Genomic DNA, 13,064 nt, shown 5'->3' with positions numbered 1-13,064 from the left:
TGTTCTCCAGCATCTCGATCTCATGGGTGAGTTGTTCGATCTGCTGGTCGATCTGCTGGAGCGCACGAACCGCCTGCAGCACGTTCTGCACGTGGTTTGCCGGGTCATAGACCGTAAGCTGGGCGCTGGCCGGCTGGGCGACGAAGACGGTCAGTGGAACCGCTGCGAGGGGGATGAGAAAAGCGGCAAGGCCGGAGAGGGCGCGTTTCATGGGGCGGGTCCTATTCGGCGGCGAGCAGATCATTGGGCGGAAATGAAGGGTCTCTGTCCGGCGTATGACCCGGCCAGCGGCCGAGCAGGTCGGCGGCCCAGGCGAGACCCTTGGCGTGCAGGAAGGTCTCAGTGAAGTCCCCTGGCTCCGCTTCGGCGAGTGTCCGGTTGATCCGTTCCTGTTCGACCGGGCCGGAGGCGCCGCAGAAAGCGAGGGCGATCGGACCGAGGCCCAGTTCGAATACGCGGCAGCCAAGGGGTGACTGGTAGTAGTAGTCGCGCTTCGGTGTCGCTTGGGCAATCAGTTCGATCTGCCGGGCGTTGAGTCCGAAGCGCTGGTAAGTCTCTTTCGATTGTGGCTCCTGCGCGCGGTCATTCGGCAGGAAGATCCGTGTCGGACACGAATCGATCAGGGCTGGCGCAATGGAACTGTTCGCAATGTCGGCCAGCGATTGTGTGGCGAAGATGACGCTGACATTCTTCTTTCTGAGTGTCTTCAGCCATTCGCGAATACGCGCCGCGAAAACCGGATCGTCGAGGAAGAGCCAGGCTTCATCGAGAATGAGGAGGGTCGACCGTCCATCGAACCGTGTTTCAAGCCGGTGGAAGAGATATGTGAGCACCGGAAGAGCGGCGCTCTTTGAATGCATCAACTCTTCCATTTCGAAGCACACAGTGTCCGCGAGGGTCAGCGTCTCATGATCACCATCGAGCAGGCGGCCGTGCGGGCCTTCCAGGGTGAAGGGATGGAGGGCGGATTTGAGCGTCTCGTCCTGCAGCATCAGGCAGAGCCCGGTCAGGGTGCGTTCGGCTTCCGGCGCGGATGCGAGTGCCTGAATCCCGTCCCATAGGCGAGCCTTGAGATCCGGTGTCATGGCAACGCCTTCATGGCTGCAGAGTCCGGCCAGCCAGTCGGCGGCGAAGCTTGCGCCGATGTCCGTGTTGATGGTTTTCAACGGCTGGAGGCTCGGAGCTTCCGATCCGCCAAGGTCGATATGCGCGCCGCCCATCGCGAGCGTTGCGGCGCGAGCAGAGCGGCCCTTGTCGAAGATGAAAACCTGCGCATCCGCATAGCGCTTCCATTGCAGGGCGATGAGGGACAGAAGGACCGATTTGCCCACGCCGGTCGGACCGACCACCAGCGTGTGTCCAACATCGCCGACATGGAGACCCAGCCGGAACGGTGTGGTGCCACCGGTTTGCGCCTGGATGAGCGCGGGTCCCTGCAGGTGGCGGTTCTCCGCTTCGCCAGCCCAGACCGCTGACAACGGGACCATATGGGCAAGGTTCAGCGTATGCAGGACGGGTTGGCGGACATTGGCATAGGCGTGACCGGGCAGGGAGCCGAGCCAGGCCTCGACGGCATTGAGCGTCTCCCGGATCGCTGTGAACCCGCGGCCATTGATGATGCGCTCGGCAATCCGGAGGTGTTCCTCGACGAGGCGGCGGTCGGGATCGCAGACGGTGATCGTTGTCGTGGCATAGCCATAGGAGACGAGGTCGGCGCCGAGTTCCTGCAATGCCGCATCGGCATCACTTGCCTTGTTGTCGGCATCCGTATCCAGGAGCGCAGCCTGTTCGTTGAACATGGTCTCGCGCAGGACGGCCCCGATGGATTTGCGCTTGGCGAACCAGTGCCGGCGCTTCTTGCCGAGAACCTTCTCGGCTTCGGCCTTGTCCATGGCGATGAAGCGTGTGCACCAGCGATACGAGAATCCCTGCCGGTTCAGCTCGTCGAGAATGCCGGGCAGGGTCGAGGCCGGGAAGCCCAGGATCGTCAGGGTCCGGAGATACGCATCACCGATCATGGGTTCGAGGCCGCCGGCGAAGGGCTCGTCGGCAAGGACGGCATCGAGGAAGACCGGGAGGTCCGGCGTTACGACGGGGTGTTGTTTGGTCGAGATGGTTGAGTGGAGATAGGTGAGGGTTTCATCGTCGCTGAGGTGATGGATTTCGGCAAGGCACGTTGCGAGCAGGTCGAAGACCCGCGCAGCCTGGATCTGGAAGCGGTCCAGCCGCTCGCGCCAGGTGGCAGCGTTTTCGGTCTCGGCGCGTTCGATGAAGACTTTTTCAGCACGGCCAGTCGTGTCCGCCGGAGGCAGCCAGAGCAGCGTCAGGTAATAGCGGCTTTCATAGCGGGCACCGGTCTCTTCGGCCTGCAGGGCTCGTTCCTGATCGACGAGCCAGGAGGCGGCGTCCGGAAAGGTGCACTCCGGATAGTCATGGACTTCGTCTCGCTGAGCTTCGAAGAACAAGGCCCAGCCAGACCCAAACCGGCGTAGCACATTGTTGACCCGCGCCATGACCGAGACGAGTTCTTCTTCGGTCGAGCTTTCAAGGTCCGGGCCGCGATAGCGAAAGCTGGTCTGGAAGCTGCCATCCTTGTTGAGGACGATGCCCGGCGCCACAAGACAGGCCCAGGGGAGGTAGTCGGCCAGCAGATGCGGGGTTTCAGAATACTCTTTGAGGTTCAGCATTGCAGATGTTCCCTATGGCGTGTGGAGCGACTGGCGACGGCCATGAAATCGGGATCGCTCTTCGCCATGAACACGGCTGCCGAATGTGCAGCCGCCCAGAAGACAAGCCCGGGGATCCAGAGCTGGAGCCCGAGGGCGAGGGCTGCTGCCAGCGTCCCGATGGCGATGGCGGCCGAGCGCGGCGCGCCTGCCATCAGGATCGGCTCGGCGAGCGAGCGGTGCAGGGGGATTTCATAACCCTCCGCCATCAGATCAGCGCGCCGCCGCCGAACGAGAAGAAAGTCAGGAAGAAACTCGTCGCAGCGAAGGCGATCGAGAGCCCGAACACGATCTGGATCAGCTTGCGGAACCCGCCGGACGTTTCGCCGAAGGCAAGGGTGAGGCCCGTCAAAGTGATGATGATGACGGCAACGATCCGGGCGACCGGGCCCTCGATCGATTGGAGGATCTGGTCAAGCGGGCCTTCCCAGGGCATGCCGGTACCGGCTGCGTGAGCGGGCGTGGCGAGCAGGGTGGCAAGGGCAAGGCAAGTGGCTGCCTGAACGGTCCGGTTCATCACCTGAACCTGCTTGTAGAGCGTCATGCTGGATCTCCTTGGCTGACGAGGGAAAGGGAGCAGGGGACGAGCGGCTCTGTGACGTAGCCCCCGCCATCGAAGCCCGTGATACGGATGGCGTCCTCGATGCGGCGGACACCGTCCTTCCGGTTCATGAACACGACGATGTTCACGGCATCGACAATGAGGTCGAACGGGACCTGGCGGATCGCTTCGAGTGTCAGCTGTTCGAGACGGCGGAGCGCGCCTTGGGCTGAATTTGCATGGAGTGTCGTGATCCCGCCCGGATGTCCGGTGTTCCAGGCCTTGAGAAGGTCGAGCGCCTCAGGCCCTCGCACTTCGCCGACGATGATCCGGTCGGGCCGCAGGCGAAGGGTCGACCGGACGAGGCGCTGCAGGCTGACTATGCCCTCATGCGTTCGCAGCCGAACGCTGTTGGGCGCGCTACAGTCGAGTTCGCGTGTATCCTCCAGGATCACAATCCGGTCGCCTGCCAGCGACGGTTCCGCCAGAAGCGCATTGGCGAACGTGGTCTTGCCGGAAGACGTTCCGCCGGCGATCACGATATTTTGGCGCGCTTCGATAGCGGCGCGCAGCGCGAGCGCGAGAGAAGGGGAAAGCGCGTCGCGTCCGACATAAGTGTCGAGGCTGGAAACCATGCGTGCCGGTTTGCGGATCGAAAAGCACGGAGCTGTCGATACGGGCGGGAGAAGACCTTCAAACCGCTCGCCGCTGCCGGGAAGTTCGGCAGAGACGATGGGGGAGGTGTGGCTGACGGTTTCTCCCGCCCCGGAGGCGACCAGTCGGATGACGCGTTCGCGGTCGCTGGGCCCGAGCCTGTGTTCGGAAAGGACAAGGCCGGTCCCGAAACGCTCGATCCAGACAGAGCCATCGGGATTGGCCATGATCTCGATCGAGTCATCCTGTTCGAGGGCCTCTCGAACGACCGGACAGAAAGCCGTTCGCAACATGGCGCTGCGGCGGCTGTCTGTTTCCTTTACCTGTCCCGCCCGTGCCATCTGCTTCACGCCTTCCTGTCTGGTCAGGGAGGAGTGTCTCAGGAAGCGGCACGTTCAGGGAGTTGGAACCCGGGCCAATGCGGGCAATTCCGGGCAATTCCGGGGCGGATATTGCAAATCAGGTTCCCGGCCAGTCATGGAACCAGGCATCGAACTTGCGGGTCATGCACGCCCGGTACGGAAAGCGTGACACAGTCAGACCCTATGCTGCCTGCCGAAGACGGCCAGCGACCCTCAAGGCATTCGCCTCAATGAGGCTGGCCGCCTGTTCGACATATCCCGTGGTGCAGCCCGGTTGGGCAGCGACGGCATTTGTCACGGCGACGCGGCGGGCGACCATTGCATCCACCAGCTCCTGGACACGTTTGCGGACATCGGCCGGGCGGTAACCGACGGCCTCGGAAATGGCGTCCCAGTGGCGTGCAGCAACATCACCAGGCTTGCGCTTTTTTCCTGCAATGTTCTGCGCGAAATATTGCACGACCCGGGGCCAGGGCAGGACGGTCGAAACATCATAAAGAGGGGCGAGGCGTGGCTCTGACCCGATCGGTAGCAACAGGGAATAGTTCTTTGCGTGGGCGTCGGTGTTGGCGACGAGAATGTTGAAGATGAACTGGTCGAGCAGGGCTAGTGCATCTGCAGGCGGAAGGTTCCGCCCGGTCCTGAGCAGGGTTTCGATATCCGGGCCGGGAAGCGTGCCGCGCTCGTATTTCCGCCCGGGCGGCACACCATTCGCCTGCGCGAAGTCTTCCTGGTGAACGCGCTGCAGCGCGCCGCGCCGGTTCGTCCGCCGGTCATAACGAAGAACACAGATCGCCTTGCGAGTTCCGGCGGGCAGGACGGTCGCTTCAGCTACGGTGATCCCGATCGCCCCGGCAAGGGTCAGGCAATAAGTCTCGTTTTCCGCAATTCCGGGCAGGACTGGATTGTCCGGTTTCAGGATGATGGTTGAGGGCGCGCCATTGCGCGGGATCGCCAGCACGTCGCCTTCCGCCGGGAGCCTGAGAACGGGGGCGCCGGTACGATCGAGAACAGCAAGGGCCGATTTCTTCTGGCCGCCGGCCAGTGATAGGCGGACACCCTCTTCGCCGGCCAGGAACGGGCGTTCCCCAAGGTCCTCGAAATGGCGTTCTAGGGCCGCTTCGGGATCCTTGATCTTGTAGAACTCCGTGAGCGGCGTATAGGTCCACGCCGCCCGTTCGGACGGGACGCTGAACGAAAGCGCGCCCGCCGTATCCCCGCCGATCTCACCGAGAATGGCCAGCGTGTCTGCGCGGTCGAGTCCCAAGGTGCGGGTCAGGATCGTCAGCTGTTCTTCTTCAGGAAGGAGATTGGCGAGCCAGGGCGAGATCGTTTCGGACGGAAAGACCGTGTCGCTCAGGGGAAGGGTCAGCGAAAGCGGGAAGGCCCCCCGAGTGTCGAGCCAGTTCTTGGTGTAAGCAAAGCCGAGCGCGCCGTCATCGCCGACGGTAATGTCGCCGATGTGCAGGGCGTCGAACCAGACCGGAACGGAGTTGGTCACGTATAGTCTCCGAGATCATAGCCGCCGCGCTCGCTATTTTCTCCTGCAGGCGGCGTCTCTTCCGGAGTGTCGAGCAGGCTGCCGGGATTGATGCGCAGGGCAGCAGCGATCCGGTAGAGGCTGGTCACGCGCAGGTCCCGTTTGCCGGTTTCGATCAGTGAAAGGGCAGGGGCACTGATACCGCACAGCCGGGCCAGTTCATGCAGGTTCAAGCCGCGCGTTTCCCGCAGCTTGCGAATACGGGCGCCGGCCTGGGCGAGTTGAGCCTGTTCCTGCTCTTGGGTCACAGCGATGGTCCTTTTATCGAATACGGTAAATATTGGATCGTTTGGGGCCTTTGGCAAGAGTTTTTACCGAAAAAGGTAAAATTTTGGTTTGGGGGAGGCTTGAGCGATCAATTTTACTGAATTCGATAAAATCCTGTATTGTGGCCAGAGATAGAAGAACAAATGCCTCGTAAGAGGCGGCACCACTACGAACGAATGCATTGACCGGGGATACCATCCCCTGGGGCTAAGTATGACGATTCCCGGGTTGTCGCCCCATCCGTGCCCGGCTCACCCGGTCGAGATGCGTGGTGATCTGAGCGATCGCACTCGCGAGATCGGTTTTGACCGTAGTTTCAGAGACAGAGAGTTGATCGGCAATTTGGTGGTAGGTCAGCTTTTCATAGCGATGGAGTTGGAGCACGGTGCGAGACCGTTCGGGTAGATTTGCGATCGCCTGTTCTGCCGCATCCAGCTGCTGGCGGGCCTCAAGCCGGTGTTCCGGCGTCGGCGTCCGCGGGCAGGCAAACAATTGGGTATTGTCCATGATGTCGCTTGATTTCAGGGACGCGCGATGGCGCCCGGATTTCAGGTAGCTGGCCGAGAAATTGCGGACCGCTGTGAACAGGAGGCGCTTCAGGTCGTATTCGGTCTTGTCCGGATAAGCCCGCCCGACGGACAGGAAGGCGTCCTGCACGATGTCTTCAGCCTCGGGCAGGTTTGGGATACGGGTGCGGCAGAAGCGGAGGAGCGGGCGGTATTGCTCACGGAAGAGCTTGCTGAGCGCAGCCGCACCGACGAGCTGGGAGGGGGACGAAGAAGCATTGGTCGTCTGAGGACGTTGGGGAGATTGCGTAGTCGGGACGCAGCCTGGAAACTCTCCACGTTGAAGGAGTGCCGATGCGGTGTTTGCGTGCGGGTCTGCGGAATTCATCTTGTGTCCTCTTTTCTGATTCGGCGAGCCGGAAAGACGGAGGCACAGGGCTGCAGCCCGCACGAAGCTGTGCGGGATCGATGCTCATGCTCCAACAGGGTTTCCGACGCCCTGCGCGCCCTTCAGGAAAAGGCATGAGGAAATCGTAGCAGTCCGGCAGGTGCACGGAAGGCGTGTGCGCTGGCAGCGCGTATCACTGGGTCATGCTCTGCCGGGGTTTCCGACGCCCCGAGCCCCTTCATGAGAAGACGCTGGAAAAAACCTTATGGGAACGCGATTCTCTTGGCAACCATTGAGGGAAAATAGGTGGGCCGTCGGAAAACCGCGAAGCATGAGCAACGGGGCGCAGGTTTTGGTCCAGGGGCCTTATCGCTGCGCCGGCCCACCCGGTTCGGGGCGTAACTCAGGATAGATGGATTGGGAAGGGGGCTCGACCGGTTGGGGAGACGGTCCTTCACACAGATCCTTGTCCTACTGCGCATTTTGTTCCGATTTAGTATTGATTTCCTGTGTGGAGCGCTTTCAATCTCCCGGGTCCGTGCAGTGGGGGGAGAAGCAGGCGTGTCAGCCAGTAAGACGAAAAAATTTGATCGTATTCATATTGCCGAGACACTCGCCAGGCATTTTCCGTTCGGTCCGCAGGAGCACCTGAAAGTTGTAGAGGAATGGGTCGCACAGCGTGACTGGACCCGGAAAACCCGAATCGTCACAGCCGTTTCGATAGGCGTAAACACACACATCCGGCATAGCCTGACAGAATACGAGCAATTTTTGAACGTACACAAATTGACCCGCGAAGAAGCGCGGCAGATCGTGCGGGATGATGTGTGGGATATTTTTCTGACTTGGCACAAGGGTGCGGGCGCACAGCTAACGAGCTTGAAGGCGGATAAGGTTGAGGCGAGTTCGGGTGTATCTCACCACGCGAGCTCAGCTGATTAACCGCGCTGCCTCGCCCTTCACTTATTCCTGCCTTTGCTTTTGCCGAATTGCTTTGCATCGATTTCCAATTTTCCAAGGCGTTCCTGGCAGGCATGTTCGGCGAGATGTAGCAATTTGGTGATCCGGTCGGCCTGCCATTTCAGGATTTCCGGTGTTGTCTCATAGGCCGGGGAATACCGTGCCTCGACATAGGCACGGCGCAGGAGCTCGAAATAACGCTTGTATGGCTTGCGTTCAGGTGCCCAGGCTTCGGCGAGGCGCGGGTCGATGGCTTCGCAGCGCTGGCGCAGCTTGCCAAGGTGATGGGTGGCGGGGGCGTACAGGGTGACTGTCAGGAGGACCATTCGGTAGATTGCTTCTGCTGCCTGGTGGAGTTGGAAGGCGGCGAAATTATGCTCGTCGGAATCGTTACTTTCGGTATGTTGACTTCCAACCTTGAGAAACAACGTTGCTGATCGTTGCCAGCTATGCGCGTAGCCGCTCGCCATTTCGTAGGCACGCTGAGGATTTGGCTGTGTCGGCTTCGCGACATTGGACTTGGGATAACTGGACTTCGGATTATGGTCGTAATCGTACAGAAGTACGCCTTGATTGATGATCTCTGTGAAGAAGTATTGTCCCTCCTTGAGGGCGGCATTCACTTCGCGGATCGTGTGAACGATCAGCGAGACGTCTTTCTGGATTTTGGGATCGCGATAGATACGGTCTTCAACGCCGGCCCAGAAACTGGACATGTCTGTAAGGGCCTTGTGGGAGACGATGACGAGGAAGTCATAGTCGGAGGCCCGGCCTGAATTGCGGTCGTCGAACCACGTTCCGCGGGCAAAGCTGCCATAGAGGACCAGCTTCAGAACCCGGTAGTTCGAGGTGCGCTTCGACTTGGAGGCACGAAGGCGTGCAGACAGCTCATCAAGGATCACCTTGCGGATATAGGCGACCTCCCTCTGTTTCTGGAGGTTCAGGTAATCGAGCGTGTCCTTCACGAGTGGCCGTGCCTTCTGTTGGTCTTGCGTTTTCAGACCAGAGTTTGCGGGGGCTGGCAAATCTCTGGCACCGGGTCATTGGTGCCTAATGTGCTTAGCCGTTCGAGACATAGAGCATCCGCAATCTCGATGAGCTTGGCAACCCGATCGGCTTGCCAGCGAAGGGCGACTTCAGATGTCCGGTAGGTGAGGGAATAGCGCGCCTCGATATAGGCGCGGCACAGGAGGTCGAAATAGCGCTGGTCGTCACTTCCTTGCGGGTGCCACGCTTCTTCAAGGCGGATGTCGATAGCTTTCGCGAGGTGTCGCATGCGGCGGAGATGATGCGTTGTAGGAGTGTACCCGGCGACGGCATGGAGGACCATACGGTAAGCGCTCTCTGCAGCTTGATGAAGTTGGAAGGTAGTGAAGTTTCTGGCGACTGGATCATCGACCGCCGAACTTTCGGGACCTGCGCTTAGGTATAGTCGGGCCAGTTTAGTCCATTTGGCATAGTGCCGACTCATTTCATCAACCGCCGTGTTGAAGTTTGAAGTTCTCTCCGGATTTGTTGATGGAAACGTCGATGGGAGGTTTATTTCCCTCGCAGTTCCGCGAACGCGGCTCCCATCTTCGATGATTGTCGCGAACAATGACATAGGTCGATCCAATTGCTGGATCACCTCAAGTCGCGTGTGCGCGAAGCAGAGCACATTTTGTCGAATAGCCTGATCCTGACAGAGCCGATCCTCAACCTCTTCCCAAAAGGCGCTCATGTCGGCGAGAGCGCGGTGACTGACAATGATAAGGAGGAGGGCGTCCGCTTTGCCTTGAGGGTTCGGTCGTGACTGGCAGGGCGGGGTGTAGTGAATGAGTTCAAGGATACGGAATCGCTTGGTGCGTGCTTTCCGGCAGGAAGTGATCTTTGCTTGCAGCTCCTCCTGGACGATCTCGCGGATGCGCACGAGCTCGGCTTGCTTTTGTGGCGGAAGATCGTTGAGAGCGTGAGGCAAGGGCTTCAATTGTTCGGGGCAAAGTCTTCTACCTATCGGAATTTATCGGAAAGCTTGCCGGAGTAAAGCGAGTACTGGCGTATGCGCATGATGATTACGCGTCGCAGGTGGTTTTGGTAGGATTAAAAATAAACTAAAGGTAGAAATTGGCACTAGGATTGCATGAGCGCTGTCGGGTATGGAGGCGCACATGAAGGCCTATCCTTTGAAGTCCGATGGCGTGCTGAAGCGCTATGACTATCTCTGGCGTTTGTCAGCCGACCGTTGGGCCTGGGAGTATCTCCGGCGTAATCCGGTCTTCCGGTTTGATTCCGCGTGTTGCGAACCGGAAGATGTTTCAGAGCGGATGGCACCCTGCGCACCCATCCGGCTGTTGCGGCCCCGTGTGTCGCAGACATTGGCGCAGCGCTGGGGCCTTCTGGTCATGCCCAACCCCGAGCAGACCGGTCTGGAAGCGGATGTCTTCTGGAGCCGGGCCGCTCACCCGGACCAGGTCGAAGTCTACTGCGAACCGCGGGGGGAGGGGGAGAGTTGCAGCATCTGGGACAGGACGGTCCCGTATTGCGGGATCACCCATCTGACGGACCGGCATGGGCGGGAATTCCTGCTCCTGAGGGGAAATGGCTGTGTCGTTCAGGTACGCTGCACGGGCCTTTCCCTTCTCGGTATGGAACAGGTCCGGCTGAAACTCACGATCTCCGACATGGAAGCCTATGAGCGGAAGCTGAAAGCCCAGCGGGATGCGTTTGATATCTACGGGGACGATTTTGCGCAGGACACACCGCTCTGGACAAAGCGGACCCAGATCCTCCGGGACGGCCTGATCGCGCTCGATTGTCAAGAGCTCGGTATGAGCCGGCGGGAGACTGCGGTGGTGCTGTACGGCCGGGAAGTCGTCGAGGCTGATTGGGCCGATGATCGCGGCGCAATGAAGGATGGGTTGAAATACCTTGTGACGAAGGCGAAGGGGCTTCGGGATGGGGGATACATGGTGGAGCTGCTGGGCGGGCAGCATGGACCTTACCAGACAGCGGCCTAGGGTGCGCTTTTTCCCAAACTTGGTCGTTTGAGTGGTTTGAATTCACGCGCAATTGCTCACTTCAGGTAGGTGAATCGAGGTGTTTTCAAACTGAATTTCCCGAACGGGGTATTTTGCGTAATTCTGGAGAGGGTGAGCCAGAAGATTTACCGATCGGGAAAGTTTTATGTGATTTTCGGTTTGCACCTCTGAAAATTTACCGTTCGGGATATTTTTGTTGATTTTGTAAGACTGGAATGGCATATTTCCCGTTCGGGAAGGTAAGCACATGACACCAGAAGACATCGGCAAAATCATTCGGGAAACACGCAAGGCCCAGGGCTTGCGGCAACCTGAGCTTGCAGCAGCTTCAGGTGTCGGACTCAGATTCCTTGTTGAGCTTGAACGCGGAAAGGAAACCGCCCACCTCGGCAAGACGCTCGATGTTCTGGCTGCTCTTGGTTGCGCCTTGTCCATTACCACACCGGAGGATGGGCAATGACCACGCGCGCGCTTACCGTATGGTGGGATACAAAGCCGGTGGGACGGCTTACCATGGACATCCACGGAGACCTCGGTTTCACCTATGCGGCAAGCTGGCTCGCTGATGACGGCGCACGTGCCATCTCGCAATCGCTGCCTCTCCGGGAAGAAGCATTCTCTCGAAGGGAATGCCTGCCTTTCTTTGAAGGGATCCTTCCGGAAGAGAGCCAACGCGAAAATATCGCTGCAGCCCTCGGCGTCTCGAAGAACAATGAGTTCCGCCTGCTTGAACGTCTCGGCGGCGAGATTGCCGGCGCCCTGTCGCTCTGGCCCGAAGGCAAAGTCCCGCCCACGCTGAACGGGCCTTTTGAACCGAAGTTCCTCTCCGACAAAGCGCTGCGTGCGAAAATTGATGAGCTGCCGAAGCGGCCCCTGCTCGCCGGAGAGGAAGGCCTACGTCTATCGCTCGCTGGCGCCCAGGCCAAGCTTCCAGTGGTTGTCACCCCGGAAGGAATCGCCCTTCCGGCACCGGGCCAACCGACCACGCATATCCTCAAACCGCCGATCATGCGATTTGAGGGCACGACGGAAAACGAGGCATATGCCATGCGCCTGGCGCGACGTATCGGACTCGACGTCGCCGCCGTCGAAATCGGCCGGGCAGGGGGACGTATATTTCTATTGGTGACCCGTTATGACCGCACGACCATGCCGGATGGTGAAGTCAAACGTCTGCATCAGGAAGACTTCTGTCAGGCGCTTGGGATAATTTCAGCGCGCAAGTACGCCTCGGAAGGCGGACCAGTATTCCGGGATATCTTCGGGCTATTACGCCGCGCTGCGACGCGCCCGGCAATCGAAGTCCTGAAACTCTTCGATGCGGCAATCTACAATCTTATCATCGGCAACGCTGACGCTCATGGAAAGAACTACAGCCTGCTCTATGATGGCCGGACGGAGCTGGCACCGCTATATGACCTTCTCTCCACCGTGGCCTATCCGGAGCTCAGTCCAAACCTTGCCATGAAGATCGCAAGACGCGCGAAGCTCGAAGAAATCCATTCGCGTGACTGGAAAAGATTCGCCGAAGAGACGGGCCTGACAGAGCCTTTCATCAGGCGGAGGACCAAAGAACTCTGCAACCTCGTCCTGGAAGAATCCCGTGCAACAGCCGCCTCGTTTGGACTTGAGCGTCCAGAGCGTGGTTTAATGAAAAACTCCCAAACCCTGATCGAGCGCCGTGCAGAGCGTTTGCTCGGAAGCGTCTGACGATCTGCCTGGTCCGAACGTGCCACGACTTTCGGCGACAGGCCGCTAGATTCCGCAGCGACCAAGTCTCCTCGTTCTTGTGCTCTCCCAACAGTCGGGTGCGGGCGGACGGCACGTCTGGCCGGGCGCGCCGCCCGCGCAAGGCGACGGGATGGGTGTGACCAAGAGCGTGTGAAGGACTCCTACCTTCCCGCCTTGCGCGTGCCGCTTGTCCGCCCGGCCTGCCGGCCTTTACCGCCGCCCACCCCCGCCTGTCGCGGGCAGGACGCGGCAGAGAAGGAGACCCGACATGCCTTGCAACACCGCAACCCCCGCGCCCCTTGGAACAGCTACCGCACTCCCGTCTGAAGATGTCCCCCGCATCTATGTGGCCTTCTCTAATCGGACATTGTT

13 protein-coding genes and 1 pseudogene are annotated in these 13,064 nt (G+C 59.8%); 4 read left to right on the top strand and 10 right to left on the bottom strand.

Annotated elements, in window-relative coordinates; genetic code table 11:
• The 8 genes and pseudogenes from HY26_RS13975 to HY26_RS13940 all read right to left on the bottom strand — a co-directional run.
• Positions 1-211 (bottom strand): annotated as a pseudogene (locus HY26_RS13975) (P-type conjugative transfer protein TrbJ); the annotation flags it as partial.
• Positions 212-221: 10 nt separating this feature from the next.
• The gene (gene trbE / locus HY26_RS13970; RefSeq protein ID WP_112073853.1) at positions 222-2,687 is read right to left on the bottom strand and encodes a conjugal transfer protein TrbE; all 2,466 of its coding nucleotides are present in this window, start codon (positions 2,685-2,687) and stop codon (positions 222-224) included.
• On the bottom strand, positions 2,681-2,935 hold the full coding sequence (locus tag HY26_RS13965; RefSeq protein WP_112073852.1) for a VirB3 family type IV secretion system protein: 255 nt from the start codon (positions 2,933-2,935) through the stop codon (positions 2,681-2,683). The genes trbE and HY26_RS13965 overlap by 7 nt, the downstream gene beginning before the upstream one ends.
• The gene (locus HY26_RS13960) at positions 2,935-3,243 is read right to left on the bottom strand and encodes a TrbC/VirB2 family protein (protein ID WP_112073854.1); all 309 of its coding nucleotides are present in this window, start codon (positions 3,241-3,243) and stop codon (positions 2,935-2,937) included. Before HY26_RS13960 ends, HY26_RS13965 begins: the two co-directional genes overlap by 1 nt.
• A 23-nt stretch (positions 3,244-3,266) precedes the next feature.
• Positions 3,267-4,262, bottom strand: a complete 996-nt coding sequence (gene trbB, locus HY26_RS13955) for a P-type conjugative transfer ATPase TrbB (RefSeq protein WP_112073851.1) — start codon at positions 4,260-4,262, stop codon at positions 3,267-3,269.
• 202 nt (positions 4,263-4,464) lie between these two features.
• On the bottom strand, positions 4,465-5,784 hold the full coding sequence (locus HY26_RS13950; protein ID WP_112073850.1) for a type II toxin-antitoxin system HipA family toxin: 1,320 nt from the start codon (positions 5,782-5,784) through the stop codon (positions 4,465-4,467).
• Positions 5,781-6,071: a helix-turn-helix domain-containing protein gene (locus HY26_RS13945; RefSeq protein WP_112073849.1), complete on the bottom strand. Its 291-nt coding sequence runs from the start codon at positions 6,069-6,071 to the stop codon at positions 5,781-5,783. Before HY26_RS13945 ends, HY26_RS13950 begins: the two co-directional genes overlap by 4 nt.
• A gap of 226 nt (positions 6,072-6,297) precedes the next feature.
• Positions 6,298-6,984, bottom strand: coding sequence for an RNA polymerase sigma factor (locus tag HY26_RS13940; protein ID WP_112073848.1), 687 nt, complete (start codon positions 6,982-6,984; stop codon positions 6,298-6,300).
• Between the two features lie 561 nt (positions 6,985-7,545).
• Between HY26_RS13940 and HY26_RS13935 the strand changes: the two genes are divergently transcribed.
• Positions 7,546-7,926, top strand: coding sequence for a DUF2293 domain-containing protein (locus HY26_RS13935; protein WP_158531509.1), 381 nt, complete (start codon positions 7,546-7,548; stop codon positions 7,924-7,926).
• 17 nt (positions 7,927-7,943) lie between these two features.
• On the opposite strand, the gene HY26_RS13930 is transcribed toward HY26_RS13935, so the two are convergent.
• Positions 7,944-8,909, bottom strand: a complete 966-nt coding sequence (locus tag HY26_RS13930; RefSeq protein ID WP_112073846.1) for a HEPN domain-containing protein — start codon at positions 8,907-8,909, stop codon at positions 7,944-7,946.
• Positions 8,910-8,941: 32 nt separating this feature from the next.
• Positions 8,942-9,901, bottom strand: coding sequence for a HEPN domain-containing protein (locus HY26_RS13925; RefSeq protein ID WP_112073845.1), 960 nt, complete (start codon positions 9,899-9,901; stop codon positions 8,942-8,944).
• 190 nt (positions 9,902-10,091) lie between these two features.
• Between HY26_RS13925 and HY26_RS13920 the strand changes: the two genes are divergently transcribed.
• From HY26_RS13920 to HY26_RS13910, 3 genes are all read left to right on the top strand, one after another.
• Entirely contained in the window at positions 10,092-10,940 is an 849-nt protein-coding gene (locus HY26_RS13920) for a DNA -binding domain-containing protein (protein ID WP_158531508.1), read from the top strand.
• Between the two features lie 268 nt (positions 10,941-11,208).
• Entirely contained in the window at positions 11,209-11,421 is a 213-nt protein-coding gene (locus HY26_RS13915; protein ID WP_112073843.1) for a helix-turn-helix transcriptional regulator, read from the top strand.
• Entirely contained in the window at positions 11,418-12,671 is a 1,254-nt protein-coding gene (locus HY26_RS13910; RefSeq protein ID WP_112073842.1) for a type II toxin-antitoxin system HipA family toxin, read from the top strand. The genes HY26_RS13915 and HY26_RS13910 overlap by 4 nt, the downstream gene beginning before the upstream one ends.
• The last annotated feature ends 393 nt before the right edge of the window (positions 12,672-13,064 follow it).

The organism is Hyphomonas sp. GM-8P, assembly GCF_003263315.1.
Lineage (GTDB): Bacteria > Pseudomonadota > Alphaproteobacteria > Caulobacterales > Hyphomonadaceae > Hyphomonas.
Note: the sequence above shows the minus strand (reverse complement) of the source record. Positions and strands in the feature narration are given on the sequence as shown.

Coding starts and splice junctions, on each gene's coding strand:
- trbE (WP_112073853.1), bottom strand. CDS start 2,687: ATGCTGAACCTCAAAGAGTATTCTGAAACCCCGCATCTGCTGGCCGAC.
- HY26_RS13915 (WP_112073843.1), top strand. CDS start 11,209: ATGACACCAGAAGACATCGGCAAAATCATTCGGGAAACACGCAAGGCC.
- HY26_RS13960 (WP_112073854.1), bottom strand. CDS start 3,243: ATGAACCGGACCGTTCAGGCAGCCACTTGCCTTGCCCTTGCCACCCTG.
- HY26_RS13910 (WP_112073842.1), top strand. CDS start 11,418: ATGACCACGCGCGCGCTTACCGTATGGTGGGATACAAAGCCGGTGGGA.
- HY26_RS13965 (WP_112073852.1), bottom strand. CDS start 2,935: ATGGCGGAGGGTTATGAAATCCCCCTGCACCGCTCGCTCGCCGAGCCG.
- HY26_RS13920 (WP_158531508.1), top strand. CDS start 10,092: ATGAAGGCCTATCCTTTGAAGTCCGATGGCGTGCTGAAGCGCTATGAC.
- HY26_RS13940 (WP_112073848.1), bottom strand. CDS start 6,984: ATGAATTCCGCAGACCCGCACGCAAACACCGCATCGGCACTCCTTCAA.
- trbB (WP_112073851.1), bottom strand. CDS start 4,262: ATGGCACGGGCGGGACAGGTAAAGGAAACAGACAGCCGCCGCAGCGCC.